Here is a 22,014-nt window from a genome sequence, read left to right on the forward strand (position 1 = left end):
AGAATTTCTTATTTACAAAACTCTTTCTAACCTTCCTTTTTCATTCCGAATTGATACCAATCCACTTTGCGAGTGAAATGCATCACGGCCGCAAGAACCGAAAAGAGTGCCAAAGACCCAAGGAGTAAGGCTTGTTCTTCCGATGCCAAAATCACATAAAGAAAGGAATACAAAACTAAATAGTAAGAAGCAGTGATGAGTCCTTTTCTTTTATGATTCAATACACTAATGGAATAGTATCCGATAAGTCCAGTCACTGCCAAACTTGATAAAATATAGGCAGGCAAAAATCCAAAGTGTTCTGAAAACGATAGGTTCAATACATAAAACAATACCATAGCCGAACCAATTAAGATATATTGGATAGGATGTAACAAAACTCCACCAAATACTTCCATAAGAAAAAACAAAGCAAAGCTTGTCACGATAAAGAGGAGTCCATACTTCACAGACCTCTCCATCTTCAAATAATGATCTACTGGAATCACCAAACTGACTCCATACCCTGAATTCAAAATCGAACCGAAAATTGATTCATCCATAGAATGAATGACTTGTGGATAGGATCTTGCAAAATACGAAGTCTCCCAAACTGCAGAAAATCCATTCTCATGAATAGAACGGTCCTTTGGTAAAAGATTTCCATTAAAGGATGGATCCTTCCAATCAGAACTCATCATTAGTTTGGATTTTTTCCCAATAGGAATCACAGACAATGATTCTGAGCCTTTGACTTCCATTTGGATTTCAAATGGAATTGAGCTACCCGCTTCTGAAATAAGGACTGGGGCGTTTAGACCTGATTGTAAATAAGATGACCTGGTGCCTGGTAAAAACTTTTTATCTTTCCCGGACCAATTCAGTTTCATCTCTCCTCCGAGTCCCTTCAAATCGGAAACAGAAACAATCAACCTTGCATCATCCCAGTAGATATAGGTTGTATCCATTGGAAAATCAGAAGTTTGTATTGATGAAAATTTTCCAGTTACCTTCACCTTACTTGTGTATAATGGAATTTCATAAATGCTTCTTTTACGAAGTTCCGTTTTCATATCCACTACAGAATCCAACTCTTCAGGTAAAAAATAGGCATAATCGGTAATATAATCCCATTTGTCTTTTTCCTTAGTGGAACCTGATTTGGGAATTCTTAGGTTATAAGGAATCACCAAAATGGGTCCAACTAATGTTTGGTTTGTCCCCCATTTTTCTCCCACTTCAATTACGGCTTCGTTTCTTGCGAAACTTCTTTCTTCGATTAAGGAACCAATCATAAGCAGCGGTATGATAAATAATAGAACCATTCCCCCTAGAATGGCTAAACGAAGGTTGACAGATGTTTGTAGTTTACTCATAAAAATCTCCTACCCATAGGATAGATCTTTCACGTGAGTATTTTATGTTCTGAATGTGAGGATTCTGTGAGGGTCTAATTTTTTGGAAACCATAACGAAACAATTACCCCATGCGGATTTCGGTTTTGGATTTCTAATTTACCACCATGTAAGTCAACAATTTGGTTTACTATACTAAGACCTAATCCTGAACTTTTTCGGTTGTTAGTTGGTCTTGGTAAGGAATAAAATTTTTCTGTAACTCGAGTGAGTGCATAATCGGGTATGGAATGGCCTTCGTCAATCACTGAAAATTTTATGGAATTGTCCGGTTCTTTATGAATTTCAATGTTTATGGTATTGTTTTCGCTTGCAAAATCGATCGAATTTTTAATTAGATTTTTTATTGATAAATATAAATAATTGCGGTTTCCCTTTATTTCCCAATTTGTATCTTCACAATGTATAACAATAGATATTTTTTTCCATTGTAATTCTGATTGAAAATTAGAGATTGTTTCCTCTACTAACTCATAGATTAATACTCGATCTTCCAAAGAGATAGATTTTTTTCCCTCCAATGAAGTAAGTTCTAACAATTGTTCAATGAGATTTTGAATTCGTTTAGCTTCTTCCTGAATATTTTTAGTCAATCGTCCCGACTCATTTGGATGGGATTGTAATAGTTCTACTGATGCGAGAATTGATGAAAGTGGACTTTTGATTTCATGAGTCAGAGTTTGAACGTAAGATTCTATATATTTTTTTCCTTCAATTTCTTCTACAAGTAAATCCACTTCCTTACCTAGTTCGTTCAACTCACGAATTCCAATTTTTGGGAATACTGCCTTCTCTTTTTTTCGAAGAGAACTCACATACTTTGAAAGACGTAAAATAGGACGGAAAATCAAATAAGCGAGTATACTAAAAAGAACGGCAATCGCAGTAGCCACAAGAAGAGAAATGCGCCAAAACTTTCTTTTAGCCTCTTCAATGAAAGGAATCACACCTGTTTTTGGTTTGATAACAGTGAGAACTCCAATGATTTTATTTTTGAATCGGATGGGAGATGCGACAAACAATGCACCTTCACCCTCCTTATCTAAAAGTTTACTCGATCTTGCTCCATACTTTCCTTGTAGAGTCAAATACACATCGTTAAACTTAGAATAGTCGAGTCCTTCTCTGTAAATTTCTGAATCAAATATCACAAACCCTTTTTCATCGGTGATATAAACTTGAATGTCGGTATTGGTTTTTAATAGAGAATATATCTTTGCATTAAACGAACGTTTATTTGTATTATTGAAAACAGGTGAAAATAATGTGTGTAAAATATCTTTGAATTTGAGATAGGAATGAGGGTTTTGTTCTAATCGTTCTTCTACAATCGCAGACAAAATATGAGCCGTATCATTTAGTGACTCCTCGACAGTTTCCATATAACGAGGACGAATAGACTCTTCTGTTTTATCGATTAAATAGTAAAAACCAATACTTAGGATAAAAAAAAACTAATGATGATTCGTATCCAAAGGCTCATATCTTTTCCTTTAATCCATAACCTTGTCCCCTTCTTGTTTCAATCGGGTCGAAGTCATTTTCAATTTCTTTGAACCTGGCACGGATGTTTTTGATGACTGTATCCACTGCGCGGTCGAAACTATCTTCTGGTTCTGTCCACACACTGTCCATAATTTCTTCTCTAGTAAAAATTCTACCTGGCCATTTAAAAAACAATTCCATGGTTTTATATTCGTAAGGAGAAAGATTCAAAGTTTTTCCATTCAAATAGACCAACTTTTTATCCAAAGAAATTCTGAATTTATGATCATTCATTGGATGCGGTTGTGCTGTTCTTCTTAGTATTGCTTTGATCCTTGCTAATAATTCTCTCGGACTAAATGGTTTTACAATATAATCATCTGCACCAATCTCCAATCCCAATACTTTATCGATCTCTGTATTTCGTGCCGTTAAGAAGATAACAGGCGTTTGGAATGATTTTCGAATTTCCTTCAAAACTTCAAAACCATTTTGGTCAGGCAATCCAATATCAAGCACTATGAGTGATATATCGTTAGAAACCAATTGAATCCCCTGTTTTCCGGTGGAAGCCAGAGAAACAAAAAATCCTTCCGACTCCAATGTAATTTGGATGGTTTCCTGAATTCCTGGTTCATCTTCTATCAGAAGTATTTTGGTCATGTGAAAATTTATTTTCCTTCGGCCCAGGACTCTTCTCTAGGATCGGCAACTCCAATCAATTTTTTGGATTTTGTATCCTTTATTACTGCACAAATAGAACCGAAATCATTATCTAAATGTCCTTTTTTATATACTTTGTAACCTTTTTCTTTTAATGAATCAGAAACTGCAGCATAGAGAGTTTCTTCCAATTCAATTCCACCTGGTCTATAAGTATGTGGAGAAAAACTATCTGGCCAGTTCACCGAACGAAACCTAGGCGCTTCTACTGCTTTTTGTGGATCCATTCCAAAGACTATGACATTTAAAAAAAATTGAATCATTGCTTGGCTTTGGACATCACCACCAGGAGTTCCAAAACTCATCCATAACTTTCCTTGTTTCAAAACCATTCCTGGATTGGGTGTGATCCGTGGTCGTTTTCCTGGGGCAAGGGAAGAAGGATGGGTAGGATCCAAACGAAACTGTGTCATACGAATTCCCAATGTTAGTCCTGTACCTGGAACCATAGGAGATTGAGGAAAATCACTCGGCGTGAGAGAAACTGCATTACCTACAGAATCCACTATACTCAAATAAGTAGTGTCCTTTCCATATTTAATTTCACTTATAGATTGTTCCTTTGGTTCGTTAGGTTGTATTAGAGTGGGGTTTGATTTTTTTGAATCATACAACCAAGGATTTCCATAGGGAGGAGTAACTCCGAAGGCATCTCTTTGAATCAGTTTCCGTCTGAGAATTGCATACTTTTTGGAAAGCAAACCTTCTAAAGGAACATCTACAAATTTTGGATCGCCAAAATACCTTTCTCTATCGGCAACAACAAGTTCAATCGCCTGGGAAACAGTATGGATATATTCCGGAGAGTTATGACCCATAGATTTAAGATCAATTCCATCTAACAATTGCAATACCATTGGAACTACGGGACCTTGCGTCCAAGTTTGGTTTGATAAAATTTGATAATCTCTAAACTCACCGGAAACTGGTTTTTCCCAACCACCAGCATAATTTGCCAAATCTTCCTTTGTAATAAGACCAGATTTATCTGTATGAAGTTTTACGATTGCATCTGAAATAGGACCTTTATAAAAATAGTCCCAAACAGATTCTAATGCTTGTTTTCTGGTCTTTCCAGTTTTTGCAGCCTTAATTTCTTCATTGGCCATAGCCTTCCAAGTTTTTGCAAGATCCAATCTTTTTGTTAATTCACCTTCTCGAATTCCATACCACCATTTTTTTTCAAGATATACTTCAGCGTTGTATGGCATAATCAATGTAAATCCAAAACGTTTATACAATGGTAAGTCTAAGTTTTTTACAAGGATTCGATTTGCAGGAAATCCTTCTTCTGCTACGCTAACAGCTGGTTGTACCAATTCTGCAAAAGATTTGGTCCCATGATCCTGTAACAATCGTACAATGACATCGGGAGAGGCAGGTAACAACTGAGTCAAAATAGAATTTTTCGGCATCACATCATAACCTTTTTCTTTAAACCACTCGATGTTTGCTTTTTTTGGAGCCGTTCCAGCACCTATGTAACTTTTGACTTGTCCGGTTTTTTTATCGTAAACTAATGTTGGGGCTACGGAAGGAAAACTTGCCGCTTCTCCATTGGTTACATTTAACACAAGAAGTGCTGCGACTGCTGCATCAACAGCATTCCCACCACTATCCAAAACTTTTATGGCGGCCTTTGTGGCCAAAGGATTCCCTGTGGACACCATATACTTTTCTCCCACTGCTGCTTCGCGTAAATTCCCTTGTGGATCTACGTAGGAAGGAACAATTGGCCGACGGCTTCCCAAACATTGAAATAGAATAATAGAAAAGAACAGAGAGAAAAAAATCTTTGGTAAATTTGCCATGGAGTCCTCAAATTTCAATTTGATAAAAACAATGGCAAATTTTGGTTATATGTCGAATCAATTTTTACAACTTAAATCGTTCAGTGATCCCCTTTAAAATCTCCGCAGTCGATGCTAAATTTTGAGCAGATGAAGACATCTCCTCTGAACCAGAAGCAGTACTTAACGTATGTTCATTGATTTGAATGATGACATCTGAAATTTCTCTTACAGCTCTTTTCTGCTCATTGGTAGAAAGTTTAATAGTTTCAGCATCTCGGCCCATTTGTTCTGCACCTTCGTCTACTTCTCGTTTGATGGACTCTTGAGCAGAAGTAACCGAATATAATTTATTCATCGCTGCATTTACGGTTTCTACATTTTGAATGATATTATGCAACATTTCTGCAGAAGAACGAATGGCATTGGCACCAGAATCTAATTCCCGATTGTTTTTTGTAATCATGGTTCCAATTGATTTTATAGAGGATGCTGTTTTTTCCGAAAGTTTTGAAATCTCATCAGCAACGACAGCAAATCCTCTTCCTGCTTCGCCAGCTCTTGCCGCTTCAATGGCAGCATTCAAAGCCAATAGTTGCGTTTGATCTGAAATTTCATTGATGATTTGAATGATGGCAGTCATTTCTCCCGAGGAATGAAGGATGTTCTCAATCATTTTGCTCATTCCTTGGATGGACTCCTCTCCCTTTTTCGCTTGGTTCGAAATAGACTCTGCCAACTTCAAAGTACTTTCAATTTCTGATCCAATCTTACGGATACTTTCCGATAGTTCTCTAATCTTTGAATGGAAGTTTGTAAAGTTACCGAATTGCCTATCTGTAGAAGCAGCAATATGATCCATTCCTGCAGACATTTCTTCAATGGTTGCAGACATCTCTTCCGAAGAAGCTGCCGTGGATTGGGCTCCTGTAGCAAAATTATTGGAAGAGGAAGTTAATTCTTCTGATGATGCAGCAAGTTCAATGGTAATTCGTTGGATCTCTTCAAATGATTTTCTTAAACTCGCAATAAATACATTGAGTCCTTGTCCCATACGTCCAATCTCATCATCATAAATAACTTTGATAGACGAAGTTAAATTACCTTCTGACATTTCTTTAAAAATATGGCTCACGTCTTCCAATGGATTCAATCGTTTGCTTAATAAAACATATAACAGCCAAATGGACACAAGTGCAATTACGATAGAAGAAATTGTTATGATTAAAAGTAATTCAAACAATGCTTCCTTAATTTCTTCTTTGGGTTGGATAGCAAGAATTACCATTCCCCAATCTTTTAAATGATGACTCACCGCAAGATGTTCTCTTTCTAAATATTCAAACTCAAGTACATCACCTGTTTTCAATGACAACATACGTGCACCAGATTCATCTTTAGATAAATCGTACTTTAAAATTTGTGCTTTTTCTTTTAAAGCAATGAGTAGTCCCGCTTTTGTAGAAACAACTACATAACCATCTCGACCAATTTTGATTTTATTAATCACTTTATCGGTTAAGTTCATAAGTGAAAGAGCAATACCTGCATTACCAATTAATTTTCCGTTGTCATACACAGGATAGGTAATAGTAACCACAGGATTATTAGTGAGAGGATTTAGAATGGGTTTTCCAACGAAGTATCTTTTTTCTTTCCCTGCCTTTAGTTCTTCTGGATCCATATCTTCTGGTTTCATTTTCCAACCGATGGCTTGGCCAGTAGCATCGGCTACAACTCGGGGATCATTATCATAAGTATGTGTATAGATATTTTCATAAACACCATATCGATCATTTAGTTCTTTAAAGTAACCTTGTGCAATTGGTTTTCCTGTCTTTAAAGAGGTGATCGTTCTTTGATCATTAGCTACAGTTTTAATGACATTTACATGATTGACAAAAAAATCATCGATCTCTTGTCCAACTACTTCTACAATTCCTTGCATTTGTCCAATATAAGCTTCTTTAATTTTTTTCTGTCCGAAATAGTAAGCAACTGCACCTACAGAACAACTGATGATAAAGAGAATGGAAGCACCACTCAGTAACAAAATGAATTTAATAGAATTACGCTGCATAAATTTTTCCCAATTTTATTTATATTGAACGTGGTTTGGAATATCAGAATATTCTTAAAGAACCCACCACAAGGCTCATTGGTTAAGAGTTTGAAATCATGATTTTTTTGCAACATACCTAGAATCATTCTAACAAAAAATACTTTTTTTATGATCTAGGGATTACTACTCATGTCCAAAGATTATGAACAATGATATCTATACCAAATGGGAAAAAGAATCCACTTTAATCATCACTCGAATTTCAGGCTCTGTGACAGAAACAGAAGTATCCGAATGGAAACAAAGTTTAGAAAAGGCATTTGCTGAAATTCCTAGTGGAACTCAATTTAAAATCTTTGTAAATCTCTATGGTTTAAACCCAGCTTCCGTATCCGCACACAAAGCTTACCGGGACATAATCCCTCTTCTTTTAAGCCAATACAATTGGAGGATTGGGTATTTAGATTTGTTCGAAGAAGCAAAGGATTTAAAACTTACTTCCAAAAATGAAATTGAATGTTTGGCAGCTGTTCATTGTCATCATGATAGTTATAAAATAAATGAATACGAAAGTCGCTTTGGAAAAGATTCAGAACATTTTTTTGACGATCCCGAAAAATCGGAATCTTGGATTCGGAATTATTCGATTTAACCAGGTTAAAAAAAGAGGAAGATACAATTTGAAAGCAGAAACCATTTCGGATCCAGAAGAGAAAAAGAAGTTTAATCTTGTATCTGGAAGTTGTAATTAACCAAGGATGAAAAAAAGGAACTGAAATCAAAATAGAATGAATCAGTTCCTTTCCTTACCGTCCAGGTTTTATTTTTTAAAGTACAAATAAATCTTTTTTAAAGGAAGATATAAAAGACCAGCAAGTATCAAAAAAGGAATCATCCAAATCAGATAGTATGTTAACTCTAAAAATACATTTAGAATTCCAATGAATGCATTTTTATAAGTAGGGATTTGGATTTTATCTGCTGGAATCGGACTTGAGAAATTAATACTCAATGTGGCCCATTTTACTTTATCTTTGATTTTCCAAATTTCATGTTCCGAACTATCTAAATTGTTTTCACTCTCAGTGACAGCTTCTTCTATTTCTTGCCAGTTTTTAGAATTGGCGGAAGTTTGGTTGTTCGCATTGTTGCGCCGTCCTAAACGAATCTTTTCGCGGTTTGATTTGATCTTTTGCCAAACCATTCCTTCTGTATGATCTATAGTCGAAATGTCTTCACTGAGTAAAACTCCATAGGTATCCAATTCGATCAGTGCCTCATATAACTTTTCCGACCTTATATGAACACGTAAACTCATATAGGGAGAATCAGTATTCACAGCGGAACTACTTTCGATAAACCCGTATTTGGTGATAAAACTAAGAAGATCCTTTCTTGTTTTAATTAAATCTTGGGTTTGATAACTCATTTGAACTTGGTATTCTAACAATCGTTCGGAACTATTTTGGATGGGAACAAAAACTTGGCCGAGTTGATTTTCGACTGACGGCGGTTCGATGTTTTCTTCTGCTCTCGGGGCACTGGGAGCCACTTTTTTCTCACTCTCCATATCCGAGGAACGGATTTCCGCTTCGACCGGTGCCGTACTTTCGCTATTGGATTCTTTTCCACAATGCAGTAGGAAAACAAACAATGCGAAGATGATCAATTTCAAAGTATTTTTCACAAAAAGCCCTAACCTATCTATTTCTATAGTAACTTAACAGTTCTCTTTAGACAGATTCTCAATACAAAAGGAATTCAAATCATTTAATTTGAATGATTAGAAGGTAGGGAATTCATCCCTTTAGTTTTTTACTTAAAAAAGATTTGGAAGGGATAACAAAAGGAACATCCAATTCTACAGTTCCCATTCCCCCACTAATCACTTCGACTGGTTTTTGTTTATAAAAAATTTGATCCACAGTAAACGATAATGGATTGGGATCTGTTGCTATGATCACTTCCATCTCATCCCCTTTTTGGATTTTATTTTTTACTTCTATGATGATACGTTTTGTATCGGGTTTATATTCTTTTACAAACCCCGCATACTTTTGGCTCATTTGTAAACTCGTTCCAAATTCATTGTTTTGGAAATCTCTTTCCTCTTCAGGAATACGATCTTCCATACCACGAGTTAAAAACCCGGAAAAGTATTTTCTCGAAGAAACTTTATCTAGTTCTTCTAACCATTTACGATCAAAACTTTCACCTCGTGCAATACTATCTAAGGTATGTCTATAACTACGAGCCACCATTCCCACATAATAATCGTTTTTAGTGCGACCTTCTACTTTTAACGAATCCACTCCCGCATCACATAACTCTTGCAAGAATTCAATTGCTCGAAGGTCTTTAGAATTCATTAAAAATGTTCCATCTTCGTCTGTAATGAGTTCCATAGGTTCCTCATTCTGTTTGGGATTTGTAACATACACCTTATACAAATCACGACAGGCGTTATTACAAGAACCTTGGTTAGCATCTCGTTTTTTGAAATAGTTACTCATAAAACAACGACCACTATGAGCGATACAAATGGATCCATGTACAAACACTTCTATCTCCATATCGGGAACTTCATTTTTGATTTCTGCAATTTCAGAAATGGAAACTTCGCGAGATAGAATCACTCGAGTAACACCAAATTTTTTCCAAAATTTTACAGCCGCATAATTCATTGTGTTTGCTTGGACAGAGATATGAATGTTTAATTCAGGATGAGCTTCTTTTGTCATAAGGATCAAACCAGGATCTGCCATAATCAAGGCATCTGGTTTTAAAGCCGCCATCATATCTAAATACTTCGGATAGGATGGTAATTTAGAATTTCTAGGAATGTTATTCACAGTGAAATATATTTTTTTACCAAGTTTTCTGGCAAGGGATACACCTGCTTCCAAAGCCTCCATGGTAAAATCATTTTCTCTTGCCCGCAAAGAAAACCGCGGAACACCACAATAGGCTGCATCCGCACCATATAGATATGCAATTTCTAATTTTTCTAAACTTCCTGCAGGTAGTAACAGTTCTGGAATTTTTCTCAATTGGGACATACTCTTACCCATCCGAAAAGAATCCCTTTTTCTAAAAAGGAAAATATATAAGATATATTTTTAGATTGTTTCTAAATTGAAAAAAGGAAACGACAAACAAATACCATCTTCCATACTAATCTATCATGTTGTTTTACTATATATTTTTAATCTTTCATATCTTCTCTGCAATGATTTGGGTAGGGGGAATGATATTTTATGTAATTGTAGTCATGCCTGTGATTCGGAATCCAGAATTAAAAGACCAAAAATTAAGGTTATTACAATTAACGGCTCTACAGTTTAGAAATATATCTTATTATGTATTTTCAGTTTTTATAGTCTCAGGGATTGGATTACTATATAACAAAGGTTATTTTTACTCGAATGGGACTTTATTAACAACTAATATTGGTTATATGTTTATCGCAAAAATAGGACTTTTTATCATTTTATTTTTATCTTCTTTGTATCATGACTTTGTGACTGGCCCAAAAACCTTTATCTATTTAAACACAGATCCCGTTCAATATGAACGGTATAGAAAAACATCCGCATTCTATGGAAGATTCAATTTGATCATTTCCCTTTCGATCACAATCCTCGGAATCCTTGCCTCACGAGGGTTCTCCCTTTTCTGAATTTTTAACCCCTTGACTTCCGAATGGTGGACACCACCCCTGGAGTAAATGATTTCGAGTCGCATTTTCATAACTTTATTCATTCTAATTCTAATCTTGAATCCGAGGCTTTCGCCCGCTCTGGAGGCCTTTCATGGGATTTTACAGCCTGCTTTTGGCGCAAGACAAGCAGGAATGGGTGGAGCCTTCCAAGCAGTGGGAGGATCGGTGATGGATTTGGAATCAAATCCTTCTCATTTGGCTCGAGTCAGAAGAACCAAATGGGAGTTAGGTTCTGGGATTCATTTACCTTCGATAGAATATAATGATGAATCCATTGATCCAGATCCGAGTCGTTCGTATCGAAATTCCATAGTCGAACATCCGAAAGCAGTTTTACCCTATATCGGGATCATCAAACCAATATCTGAAAATATTAGTATTGGTTTTGCTTTGTATGCACAAGGAGGTGGGGGTGGACAGTTTAAAAATATCAAACGACACACTCCAGATGGAAGGACAATCAATGAAACCTTTGGAACCAATATTCCCATCATTGGAGAAAACACAAAAGCCGTAGAAGATATAAATTTTAGATTTATGACCTTAAAATCAACGTTTGGTGCTGGTCTCAAAAAAGGGAACTTTGCAGTGGGTGCTGGTTTTGACTTGGTTTATGGGTTTATGGAATTAAAAAGAACTTACCAAGATGAAACAAGGAGTTTTACCATCCCTGGCGGAATTCGTTATCAAAGTGATTCTGCTTATTCCATGGGAGGAAAAATTGGAGTTTCTTATGATCTAACAGAGAACATTCGAATCGCTTATTCCTATACTACTAGAAATTTTCTGCCAATGGATGGAACAATGAAAGTAGATAGTTACGTACCGGAAAGATCCTTTGGTACAAGAGTTTCACGTTATATGATATGGCCAGACAAACATATAGCAGGAATATCCTACCGCACCGACAGGTTTATCATCGACTTTGATATCAAATACATTCCATGGTCCGAAAGTTTCAATTCAAGTAAGTTTCGGCTAGAAGATGTATGGGTAAGGACACCTATTGGAGTGGAAACCAATGCCTTTCAATTCAATTTAAACTGGAAAAACCAAACCATATTTGCTGTAGGAGCTGAGTATAAATGGAATGATCGTTTTATGAGTCGGATGGGATATAGTTATGGGAATAATGTAATTCCTGCTAGTGGAGTAAGCCCCATGTTAGGAGCAAGTATAGAACACCATCTATCTATGGGAGGAAGTATCTCTTGGAATGATTCCACTTTCCATATCGCTTGTGAATATGGATTCCCGAAAAAAACTTATGGGGGGAAAACTTCAGACTGGACGTTATCCCATGCTATCTTATCTAATAAAGAAATTCATCCATTCCAATTTTCTTATAACAAACAGATGAGTGTATTTAGTATCTATCTTGGAATGGAACAAAATATTTAATTAGGAAAATAAATGAATTCAAATTCTATTGGAAAAATTGCGATTGGACTTTGGATCGTAACGGTCATCACACTTGGATATTTTTTCTATTTTGGAAGTACGAGTCGTTCTTTAGACAATCGGACTGCCATCCATCTAACACCTGCCGAACGACAACTGGTGTTGACCGAAATGAGAGCACTACTCACTGCAGTAAATGGAATGCTTAGTGGACTTGCAGACAAAAACTACGAAAGTGCAGCGAAAGCCGCAGATGCTGTTGGTATGGGTCTTGTTGCGAGTTTAGAACACCAAGAAAAAACGATTCTTTTAAAACTTCCCGTGGAATTTAAAAAATTGGGTTTCGGAACTCACGAAAAGTTTGACGAAATTGCAGCCAAAATTCGCAAAAAACAAGAGATCCATTCGTTACTCAAAGAAATGGATGAGCTCACACGTAACTGTGTTGCTTGCCATGTTAGTTACAAAATTGAACTCGAATCAGAAAAAAAATAATTTAACATAAAATTGGGTCTTTAATGCCAAAAATTTCACGATATTTGATTAAGTCAGGAATGTTGTATTTGCTGTTTGGGGTTTTGGTTTATGGAATCTCTGAATTTCCCGGCTCTCAATGGAAAATTCAACTAATGCCTGTTTATTGGCACATGATTGCACTTGGCTGGATCACTCAAATCATAATGGGTGTTTCTCTTTGGATGTATCCTAAGGGAAAAAAACAAATTCCAAAAACTGGATCCATTCTTTCTTGGTTGGCCTATTGTAGTTTAAATCTGGGCCTTATCCTTCGAATTTTCTCAGAGCCATTTTTGTATCTTAATAGAGAGATTTCCATTTTACCTTTTGTTTGTTCCATCTTTTTCCAATTGGCAGGAATCCTTTGTTTTATTTTGGAAATTTGGCCTAGATTAGTTTCGCCAAGGAATCCATAAATCTATGTTTCCAAAACAGTCAGTATGGCTCATACGAATTTCCTTAATTTACTTTCTCGCTGGATCTTCGTTAGGTGCTCTCCTTATGCTAAACAAGGCGTACGTTTTGTCTCCAGAAATTTGGAAATTCCTACCACTGCATTTTACGATTCTGATTTGGGGGTTTTTCATTCCCTTGATTATGGGAACTGCTTATTGGATGTTTCCCAAGTATCTTTCAATTCACCCGCGAGGATCCATCTGGCAGGCATGGTGGATGGTTTATAGTTACAATCTAGGCTTAGTATTGTATATGATCACAAAATTTTTGATTCCCATTGAATCCTTGGCGCTAATGGGAAAATTTCTAATGTTTTTAGGTTTAGTCACCTTTATGAAACTAGCCTGGGCTCGGGTAATTTCCTACAATATATAACAGATTTGCAATCCATTAAAATTAACTATATTGATCTAGATCAATTCCTTCCGGAAACAAAGATGTTAATTTATGTCATGAAGTTGTTCAGGTTTATTTTCCATTTTTGTTTTTTATTTCTAATCACGTATACATTTGCCTGTCATGAACATACAGGATCAAAACTTCCAGAACGAAACAACGGCAAAGCTTGGTTGGCAGACAAATCTACAAGGTTGGGATTTAAGAAGATGGACGAACAATTTCATCATGCTAATTCTCTTGAATCATTGGAGGATTACCATAAACAAGCAGATCAAATTTTATCGATCATCAATGAAATCCTATCTTCATGCACAATGACTGGCCAAGGACATGAAGAACTACATAAATATATAAATTTATTATTGGAAGAAGTGCATATTATGAAAGGAAATGATATTACTTTAGCCAAAAAAGCAAAATCAGATCTCATTGAAAAAATTACAAAATATTCATTATACTTTGAATGAACAAAGAAATTTCACAATGAATATTTATATACTAAACTTAATGAACGGTTTGTAATCTAAATCTTCTTTTAAGATATGATTGGTAAGCCAAGCGCGTAAAAAACCAATTAAATCCTTAAAAAAAGTATCTAATAATTCATCATTTGAGAGTAAATTTCCCTGACCCAATCTATTTTTTAAATCCAAAATTTTATCTGTGAACTTATTGTGTTGTTGGATATGAGCTTCCAAGTTTGGATATTGATTGAGTTCCATCACACGTTCTTCAATCAAAAAATGGCTGAGTGTATAATCCTCTAATTCAGAAACTGCATCTAGTAATATCTTAGATTTTCCTGAAAGGTGGTGTTTGTTTTCTTCATAAACTGTTTCGATATTGTTAATCAACCGAAAGAGTTTTTTATGTTGAGAATCAATCTCGGAAATATTCGTTTCATACTTCGAATCCCAATGCGCTATCATAAGAGCCTCGTTCTTTCAGGATTTTGCAGCGACCCAAGAGGACAAGTGATTAATCCTCGCCACTCACCTAGTAGAAATTTGATCAATGATAAAACTAAAATTAGATTCATTATAAAAAATTCGCTAAACTGACTGGGTTCTGGCTTACAAAGGACTCTGCGTCTTCATTCCTAAAATAGAGCTCAAGAAGAGTGTTCTATCCTATCCTTGTATTGATAAAAATCAATACATTAGAATCGAACAATCTTGATCTAGATCAATTCAATTTCAAAAGAACTGGCATTCAATGGTAGGTGAACCAATGAGTGGGCGGTATCCAATGAACAAAAAAATATTCCAAATAACCATGATTACAATTGTCACCTGTCTTTCGCTAGCTGGTGTTTCTTGCAGAAAGGATGAAGATTCCAATTCTGGCAAAGGAATTTCTGCAGTTGCCGATGACAAATCACAACAAGATGTACTAAAAATTGCGTTGGGTTCTAAAGACCATACAACCCTGGTCACTGCCGTTCAAGCTGCCGGACTTGTGGATTCCCTTGCCAACCAAGGACCGTTCACTGTGTTCGCACCTACAAATGATGCATTCGCAAAGTTACCAGCAGGAACTGTAGATGATCTTTTAAAAACAAGCCAAAAGGATACTTTAAAGAATATATTAGAATACCATGTTGTGGTTGGTAACTTAACAGAATCCATTTTGAAATCAGAGTTCACTGGTAAAGATGACGAACTCGGAATGGCAAATGGAAGTCACACAAAAGTTTCCGTAAAAAATGGAAAGGTTATGATTAATGGGGCAACCATTATCGCATCCATTCCAGCAACTAACGGGATCATTCATGTAGTAGACACAGTCCTACTACCTCCTGCGAAGAAATGATAATACCAAAATACTAAGGAGTATTTAAGATGAACCTTTCAAAAATAACCGGAGTACACTACCGAATCAAAATCGGACTGATAGTTGGACTCTTTACCGGTATGACAGTCATCGCCTGTGGAGGAGACAAAACAGAAGATGTACCAGCATCTAACGCTGGTTCCAAGGGTATAGGTCCAGTAAAATCTGTAACCCTAGGTGCTTTAGACCAATCAATGGTCGATCGTGGAAAAAAACAATTTGAAGCCAAGTGTTCGGCTTGTCACAAATTTGAGGAAAAGGTTGTAGGACCTGCTCTTCAAGATGTTACACTCCGCAGAACTCCTGAATGGATCATGAACATGATTCTAAATCCAATTGAGATGACTCAAAAAGATCCCATTGGACAAGAGTTACTCGGCGAACACTTAACTCAAATGACTTTTCAAAATATTAAGGAAGAAGAAGCAAGAGAGATCCTCGAGTACTTCCGCAAGATGGATTTAAAATAGGTAACTATATGTTAAAAAAATCAAATTTAATACTTGTTACACTTGGAATCACCCTAATGGCATTCGTTCCGAATTGCAAAAAGGGCGCAGCTACGGCAACACTTGCTTCCGATGCTGCTTCTAGAGTGTATGTGGCTCCAGGTGAAAAGGACGAAGTGTACGCCTTTTTATCTGGTGGATTTAGTGGTCAGATGTCCGTTTACGGAATTCCATCGGCTCGACTATTCAAAATCATTCCAGTGTTTTCTGTGTTTCCTGAAAACGGATATGGATTTGATGAAGAAACAAAAGAAATGTTAAAAACTACTCATGGTTATGTGCCATGGGATGATAGCCACCACGTAGAATCATCTATGACAGATGGAAAACAGGATGGTCGTTGGATGTTTTTAAACGCAAACAATACACCAAGGCTTGCGAGGATTGACCTAAAGTCTTTTGAGACAAAAGAGATCTTAGAAATCCCAAACACTGCAGGAAACCACGCATCTCCGTTTGCTACTGAAAATACTGAGTATTTGATGGCAGCAACACGTTTCTCGGTTCCTGTTCCACAAGCAAGTGTACCGATCGATAGTTTCTCCAAAGGTGGGTTCAAAGGAACCGTCACTATGGTAAAAGTTGATAAAAACACAGGAAGACTTTCTATTGAATTACAAGTCCTTGTTCCTGGGTTTAACTATGACTTATCCCATTGTGGTAAAAAGAAATCCCATGACTGGTGTTTCTTCAGTAGTTACAACTCTGAACAAGCGCACAAAATGTTAGAAGTGGGTGCTTCCAAAAAAGATAAAGACTTTATCTTAGCATTCAACTGGGTTCGCGCTAAAGAATGTAAAGACCAAGGAAAGGCTTATAACTTTGGTGGAGAATACGTAAACAACTTTCACGATGAAAACAAACCAGCCGTATCCACTAAGTTAAGCGGTGTGAAGATGTTAAATCCGAAGGATTGCCCAGGTATGATGTATTACATGCCAACACCTAAAAGTCCGCATGGAACTGACGTTGACTCTACCGGAGAATACATTGTTGGTGGTGGAAAGTTAGCATCCGTAATCCCAGTTCACTCCTTTAGCAAAATGATGGAAGTAAAAGATAAGAAGGAACACCATTCGACTGAAATCGAAGGAATTCCAGTTCTTAAATATGAATCCACACTTGCTGGTGAAGTACAAAAACCATGCCTCGGTCCATTACATACTGAGTTCGACGGAAAGGGGTATGCTTATACTTCTTGTTTCGTAAGTTCTGAAGTAGTCAAATGGAAACTAGGAACATGGGAAGTGGTACAACATCTACCTGCTTATTATAGTGTTGGTCACTTGTCTATCGTTGGAGGAAGTTCATCAGAGCCTTATGGTAAGTATCTGATTGCGATGAACAAAATTACTAAAGATAGATATCTCCCAGTAGGAATGGAATTACCACAAAGTGCACAACTTTATGATATCTCTTCTGGTAAGGCAGAATTGTTATCTGACTTCCCTACAGTAGGGGAACCACACTATTCACAAATGATTCCAGCAAAACTGCTAATGGATAAAACTGCGAAACTCTATCCTCTAGAGGAAAACAAACATCCATATGCGACTAAAAATGAGAACGAAGCAAAAATTGTAAGATTGGGAAGTACTGTCCATATCTACATGACTGCCATTCGTTCCCACTTCAAACCAGATATCATTGAAGCAAGGACTGGCGAAACCTTATACTTCCACGTAACCAACTTGGAACAAGATTACGACATTCCTCACGGATTTGCAATCGGTGGAGCACCTAACATGACAAACCTTCTCATCATGCCAGGTGAAACTAGAACCTTCAAGTGGGTGGCCCCCAAACCAGGTGTGTATCCATTTTACTGCACAGATTTCTGTTCTGCTCTACACCAAGAGATGCAACAGTACATCCGAGTTAGTCCATAACTAATATGAAAACTTTACTTTTCCAAACGTTGAGTAAAAAAAACCGACTCCTAATCTTAGGGGTCGGTTTGGTTCTGGTTTTGGTATATCTGATTCCTATTTGGTCCATATCCATTTCAGCTCCGCAGTACCCTGAGGGACTCGGAATGCAAATTTGGATCAATAAAATCACTGGTGCCACTCCTTATGATTTAAAAAACATCAATCTCCTCAATCATTACATTGGTATGCAAGAAATCGTTTCGGAATCCATTCCAGAACTTCTTTTTATGCCGTATGTTCTTGGTTATCTGATCTTTGGTGCTTTTATCACAGAAATTTATCCCAAAGTAGGAATGGCAATTCTTGGAATCATCAACTTGCTTCTCGTAGGACTTGTGGGACTATCTGATTTTTGGAGATGGGAATATAACTATGGACACAACTTAAATCCAGAAGCTCCTATCATAGTCGAAGGAATGGCATACCAGCCACCACTACTTGGTTGCAAAGAAATGTTAAACATTACTGCTTGTAGTTATCCTTCTTACGGTGGTTTGATTTTAGGGCTTAGTCTCGTCGCATTGGTATATATCCTTTGGGATGAAAATCGTAGGAAAAAATCAAATGTGGTTTAAAAGTTTAAAACTAATTTGTATCTTCTTCACAGTTGGTTTTATCAACTGTGGGGATGTGCAACCAGAAAGGTTAACTGTTGGGGAAATCAAATGTAGCCATTGTTCAATGAACATTGTGGATATGCGATTTCATACTCAACTGATTACTTACAAAGGAAAAAGATACCATTTCGATGCTATTGAATGTTTGGATCAATTTCAAAACGACAAAAACTTCAAAGCTCAAAAAATATGGGTAACGAACTATTTAGACACGAACGAATTTATTACCAAAGAAAAAGCAATTATCATCCATTCAGACAAAATTCGTTCTCCAATGGGAGCGGGACTCGCCGCTTTTAAAACTCATGAAGACTCAATTCCTTTCCAAAAGTAATAGGTTGTATCATAGCAATCATTTGAATCATAAACAAAATCAAATTTATAACTGCATCTTTCTCAGCAGGAAAAATTCCTTCTTTATTTTTACTTTTTTATTCTTCTCCATCATCACCACTTCTTCCATACTTGCAAAGACCATATCTGTTTGTTCCCATTGTACGGTAAAATCGGTAAAAGCGGCAATTAATCTTACCCAAAATGGAGACACAATCCTAGTTAAAGTTGGTATATACAAAGAAGGTTTTTTACCCATTACAAAATCTATTTCGATCATAGGCGAAGCAGGTGTTGTGATCGATGGACTCAAAGAAAAACATGTATTTGGAATTTATTCCAATGGAGTTCGCTTACAAAATTTAAAAATCATTGGAAGTGGAATTTCTGATTTAACGGAATTTGCAGGAGTGTATGCAGAGAAAGTAAAGAACTGCCATTTCGAAAATTTAGAGTTAGAAGATAATGTATATGGATTTTATCTAGCGGAAACAACCAACTGCACTCTTAAAAATAATGTTTCCATTGGAAACGCAAAAAATGAAGTTCTCGGTGGAAACGGAATCCATCTTTGGTCTGCCAGTCATAACAAAATCATTGGGAACAAACTAAAAAAACACCGCGATGGAATTTATTTGGAATTTTCAGAAAACTTAGAAATAGAAGGAAATGAATCCAAAGAAAATATTCGTTATGGAATGCATTTTATGTTTTCCAGTCATAACCAGTTCAATCGAAATGTTTTCAAAAACAATTCAGCCGGTGTCGCTGTAATGTATAGCAAAGACATCTTTATGGAAGCAAATGAATTTTTGGATAACTGGGGAGAAAGTTCGAATGGAATTTTGCTCAAAGACATTGCGGACAGCACTTTATCAAAAAACCGATTCGAAGGAAACACCATAGCAGTGTTTGCTGATGGGATCTCGAATATTAAGTTTCAGAAAAATGATTTTATCAATAATGGATGGGGAATTAAAATTCTAGGAAATACAGACTATAATAGAATCATAGATAATAATTTTATAAAAAATGTTTTTGATATAAGTACCAATACAAAATCCACAACCAATGAATTTATAAATAACTACTGGGATCATTATGAAGGTTATGATTTGGACAAGGATCATTTCGGTGATATTCCTCACAAAACCATTCACTTTTTTGGATACTGGATTGCTGTGTATCCATTTCTCATGGTGCTTTATGAATCCCCTGTAGTTCTATTTTTACAAGGAATTGAAAAAGCATTCCCCATCGTTACACCGATTGAATTTGAAGACCAACATCCAAGGATGAAGGAAAGAATATGATAGAAGTAAAAAATCTTACCATCAGTTATGGCGGGAACTCTGTTGCCGTGAAAGATGTAAACTTTCAAACAGAATCAGGAATGATACTCTCCATCATTGGACCCAATGGGTCAGGAAAAAGTTCTCTGATCAAGGGAATCCTTGGACTCGTCAGGCCCAGTACTGGACAGATTTTATTTCAAAGTAAAATGGAAACACCACATACGATCGGTTATATGCCACAAACCCCTCGTTTTCCGACAAATATCAAAGTAAAAGAACTGATTTCCTTTTTTAAAAAACTCGAGCCAGTGGAAGAAAAAAGATTCCAAACCTTACTTTCTATTTTGGAATTAGACAACCATATGGATAAAAAAATTGGATCACTCTCTGGAGGAACAAAACAGAAAATCAGCATACTACAATGTTTTTCCTCTAAAAAAGATTTATATGTCATAGACGAACCTACAGCCAGTTTAGATCCTTATATCTCTCACTTACTCAAATCACTTTTAGTCGAAAAGAAAAAGGAAGGATCTCTTGTCATTTTTTCAACTCATATACTCGCTGAATTACAAGAGTTAGCTGATCGTTTTTTACTTTTATCGGAAGGATCCATTCTTATCGATGATTCTCCTGAAAATTTTCTAAAAAAGAACAACAAAACCGATTTAGATCAGGCTTTGATGAACTTCTGGAATGAGGAATACAAAACAAAACCATGAAAGAAATTCTACTTTTTGAAATAAAAGAAAATATAAGAAGCCGCTGGGTATTTATTTATTCAGGCTTACTTGTCCTTGTGATGATGATTTTAAGTTTTTTCGGAGATCAAAACGGAATTCGTTTACTCATAAGCACAATGAATCTAACACTCATAGTCATTCCTCTCTTTTCGATTACCTTTTCTGGAATGTCATTTTTAGAATCTATGCCCTTTGCTGAAGTATTACTTTCCAAATCAGTGAGTCGAAGCTCTCTATTTTTTGGAAAGTATTTTGGGATTACCATCTCACTCTCCCTTGGTTTACTTTTTGGACTCGGCATCCCCGGTTTATATCTTTTTATGAATGATCCTAAGTTTCTTTTTTTATTTTTTGAGCTACTCGTTTTTGGAATCTTTTTAACGGCAATCTTTGTTGCGATTGCCTTTTTAATTTCTTCCTTTATTCGAAGAGGAGAAATAGTTTTAACCGTATCTCTTTTAGTTTGGTTATACTTCTTTATCTTTTTTGATGCATTAGTTTTTATCTTTAGTTTGTATTTGGGTGACTATCCTATTGAAGTTCCTTCTCTGATCATCATCTTACTAAACCCGATAGATTTAATTAGAATTCTTCTGATTCTACAAACAAGTTCATCTGCATTACTTGGATTTTCAGGAGCTTTGTTATTAAAACAATTAGGCTTACTCGGTGTACTCGGGATTACGATTCTGTTTTTATCTTTATGGGTAAGTATTCCCCTTATCGTTTCTTTTAAACGATTCCAAAAACGAAATTTCTAATTTTTATTTCTGATACGAACAAATAATTGAAACCACTTGATTTAG

At 36.2% G+C, this 22,014-nt stretch carries 23 protein-coding genes; 15 read left to right on the plus strand and 8 right to left on the minus strand.

Features of this window, described 5'->3' with window-relative positions:
* Positions 1-26 precede the first annotated feature (26 nt).
* From creD to LEP1GSC203_RS02155, 5 genes are all read right to left on the minus strand, one after another.
* Positions 27-1,355: a cell envelope integrity protein CreD gene (creD, locus tag LEP1GSC203_RS02135; RefSeq protein ID WP_002972775.1), complete on the minus strand. Its 1,329-nt coding sequence runs from the start codon at positions 1,353-1,355 to the stop codon at positions 27-29.
* Positions 1,356-1,429: 74 nt separating this feature from the next.
* Positions 1,430-2,839: a two-component system sensor histidine kinase CreC gene (gene creC, locus LEP1GSC203_RS02140; RefSeq protein ID WP_332248516.1), complete on the minus strand. Its 1,410-nt coding sequence runs from the start codon at positions 2,837-2,839 to the stop codon at positions 1,430-1,432.
* Between the two features lie 34 nt (positions 2,840-2,873).
* The gene (locus LEP1GSC203_RS02145) at positions 2,874-3,542 is read right to left on the minus strand and encodes a response regulator (protein ID WP_002972398.1); all 669 of its coding nucleotides are present in this window, start codon (positions 3,540-3,542) and stop codon (positions 2,874-2,876) included.
* Between the two features lie 8 nt (positions 3,543-3,550).
* Positions 3,551-5,413 carry a gamma-glutamyltransferase family protein gene (locus LEP1GSC203_RS02150; RefSeq protein ID WP_002972482.1) on the minus strand — a complete coding sequence of 621 codons (1,863 nt, stop codon included), beginning with the start codon at positions 5,411-5,413 and terminating at the stop codon, positions 3,551-3,553.
* 64 nt (positions 5,414-5,477) lie between these two features.
* Complete coding sequence (locus LEP1GSC203_RS02155) at positions 5,478-7,472, minus strand: methyl-accepting chemotaxis protein (RefSeq protein WP_002972888.1); 1,995 nt, start codon at positions 7,470-7,472, stop codon at positions 5,478-5,480.
* Positions 7,473-7,656: 184 nt separating this feature from the next.
* Here LEP1GSC203_RS02155 and LEP1GSC203_RS02160 point away from each other — a divergent pair, with 184 nt between their 5' ends.
* Positions 7,657-8,106, plus strand: coding sequence for a hypothetical protein (locus LEP1GSC203_RS02160; protein ID WP_002972366.1), 450 nt, complete (start codon positions 7,657-7,659; stop codon positions 8,104-8,106).
* Positions 8,107-8,274: 168 nt separating this feature from the next.
* Here LEP1GSC203_RS02160 and LEP1GSC203_RS02165 read toward each other — a convergent pair whose 3' ends face one another.
* The gene (locus LEP1GSC203_RS02165; RefSeq protein ID WP_002972503.1) at positions 8,275-9,141 is read right to left on the minus strand and encodes a DUF4349 domain-containing protein; all 867 of its coding nucleotides are present in this window, start codon (positions 9,139-9,141) and stop codon (positions 8,275-8,277) included.
* A 112-nt stretch (positions 9,142-9,253) separates the two neighbouring features.
* Entirely contained in the window at positions 9,254-10,513 is a 1,260-nt protein-coding gene (locus tag LEP1GSC203_RS02170) for a U32 family peptidase C-terminal domain-containing protein (protein ID WP_002972233.1), read from the minus strand.
* A gap of 125 nt (positions 10,514-10,638) precedes the next feature.
* Between LEP1GSC203_RS02170 and LEP1GSC203_RS02175 the strand changes: the two genes are divergently transcribed.
* The 6 genes from LEP1GSC203_RS02175 to LEP1GSC203_RS02200 all read left to right on the plus strand — a co-directional run bounded on the left by LEP1GSC203_RS02175 (position 10,639) and on the right by LEP1GSC203_RS02200 (position 14,414).
* Positions 10,639-11,133, plus strand: a complete 495-nt coding sequence (locus LEP1GSC203_RS02175; protein ID WP_002972323.1) for a hypothetical protein — start codon at positions 10,639-10,641, stop codon at positions 11,131-11,133.
* Between the two features lie 48 nt (positions 11,134-11,181).
* Positions 11,182-12,576, plus strand: coding sequence for an OmpP1/FadL family transporter (locus LEP1GSC203_RS02180; protein ID WP_002972777.1), 1,395 nt, complete (start codon positions 11,182-11,184; stop codon positions 12,574-12,576).
* A gap of 12 nt (positions 12,577-12,588) precedes the next feature.
* Positions 12,589-13,071 carry a hypothetical protein gene (locus LEP1GSC203_RS02185; protein WP_002972417.1) on the plus strand — a complete coding sequence of 161 codons (483 nt, stop codon included), beginning with the start codon at positions 12,589-12,591 and terminating at the stop codon, positions 13,069-13,071.
* A 23-nt stretch (positions 13,072-13,094) separates the two neighbouring features.
* A complete protein-coding gene (locus tag LEP1GSC203_RS02190; protein WP_002972697.1) occupies positions 13,095-13,508 on the plus strand; it encodes a hypothetical protein in 414 nt (137 codons plus the stop codon).
* Between the two features lie 4 nt (positions 13,509-13,512).
* Positions 13,513-13,923, plus strand: a complete 411-nt coding sequence (locus LEP1GSC203_RS02195; protein WP_002972519.1) for a hypothetical protein — start codon at positions 13,513-13,515, stop codon at positions 13,921-13,923.
* A gap of 62 nt (positions 13,924-13,985) precedes the next feature.
* Positions 13,986-14,414 carry a hypothetical protein gene (locus LEP1GSC203_RS02200; protein ID WP_002972921.1) on the plus strand — a complete coding sequence of 143 codons (429 nt, stop codon included), beginning with the start codon at positions 13,986-13,988 and terminating at the stop codon, positions 14,412-14,414.
* Positions 14,415-14,438: 24 nt separating this feature from the next.
* On the opposite strand, the gene LEP1GSC203_RS02205 is transcribed toward LEP1GSC203_RS02200, so the two are convergent.
* Positions 14,439-14,876: a bacteriohemerythrin gene (locus LEP1GSC203_RS02205; RefSeq protein WP_002972843.1), complete on the minus strand. Its 438-nt coding sequence runs from the start codon at positions 14,874-14,876 to the stop codon at positions 14,439-14,441.
* 319 nt (positions 14,877-15,195) lie between these two features.
* Between LEP1GSC203_RS02205 and LEP1GSC203_RS02210 the strand changes: the two genes are divergently transcribed.
* The 8 genes from LEP1GSC203_RS02210 to LEP1GSC203_RS02245 are packed head-to-tail and all read left to right on the plus strand — an operon-like array spanning position 15,196 to position 21,969.
* The gene (locus LEP1GSC203_RS02210; protein ID WP_232225740.1) at positions 15,196-15,759 is read left to right on the plus strand and encodes a fasciclin domain-containing protein; all 564 of its coding nucleotides are present in this window, start codon (positions 15,196-15,198) and stop codon (positions 15,757-15,759) included.
* 29 nt (positions 15,760-15,788) lie between these two features.
* A complete protein-coding gene (locus LEP1GSC203_RS02215; protein WP_002972192.1) occupies positions 15,789-16,250 on the plus strand; it encodes a c-type cytochrome in 462 nt (153 codons plus the stop codon).
* 8 nt (positions 16,251-16,258) lie between these two features.
* A complete protein-coding gene (gene nosZ, locus LEP1GSC203_RS02220) occupies positions 16,259-18,178 on the plus strand; it encodes a Sec-dependent nitrous-oxide reductase (protein ID WP_002972674.1) in 1,920 nt (639 codons plus the stop codon).
* 5 nt (positions 18,179-18,183) lie between these two features.
* Complete coding sequence (locus tag LEP1GSC203_RS02225; protein ID WP_039936979.1) at positions 18,184-18,795, plus strand: hypothetical protein; 612 nt, start codon at positions 18,184-18,186, stop codon at positions 18,793-18,795.
* Complete coding sequence (locus tag LEP1GSC203_RS02230; protein WP_002972886.1) at positions 18,785-19,171, plus strand: nitrous oxide reductase accessory protein NosL; 387 nt, start codon at positions 18,785-18,787, stop codon at positions 19,169-19,171. The genes LEP1GSC203_RS02225 and LEP1GSC203_RS02230 overlap by 11 nt, the downstream gene beginning before the upstream one ends.
* Positions 19,143-20,483 carry a nitrous oxide reductase family maturation protein NosD gene (locus LEP1GSC203_RS02235; RefSeq protein WP_039936981.1) on the plus strand — a complete coding sequence of 447 codons (1,341 nt, stop codon included), beginning with the start codon at positions 19,143-19,145 and terminating at the stop codon, positions 20,481-20,483. The genes LEP1GSC203_RS02230 and LEP1GSC203_RS02235 overlap by 29 nt, the downstream gene beginning before the upstream one ends.
* Entirely contained in the window at positions 20,480-21,187 is a 708-nt protein-coding gene (locus LEP1GSC203_RS02240; RefSeq protein WP_002972865.1) for an ABC transporter ATP-binding protein, read from the plus strand. The genes LEP1GSC203_RS02235 and LEP1GSC203_RS02240 overlap by 4 nt, the downstream gene beginning before the upstream one ends.
* Positions 21,184-21,969, plus strand: a complete 786-nt coding sequence (locus tag LEP1GSC203_RS02245; RefSeq protein WP_002972185.1) for an ABC transporter permease subunit — start codon at positions 21,184-21,186, stop codon at positions 21,967-21,969. The genes LEP1GSC203_RS02240 and LEP1GSC203_RS02245 overlap by 4 nt, the downstream gene beginning before the upstream one ends.
* The last annotated feature ends 45 nt before the right edge of the window (positions 21,970-22,014 follow it).

The sequence above is a fragment of the Leptospira terpstrae serovar Hualin str. LT 11-33 = ATCC 700639 genome (assembly GCF_000332495.1).
GTDB classification, from domain to species: Bacteria; Spirochaetota; Leptospiria; order Leptospirales; family Leptospiraceae; genus Leptospira_A; species Leptospira_A terpstrae.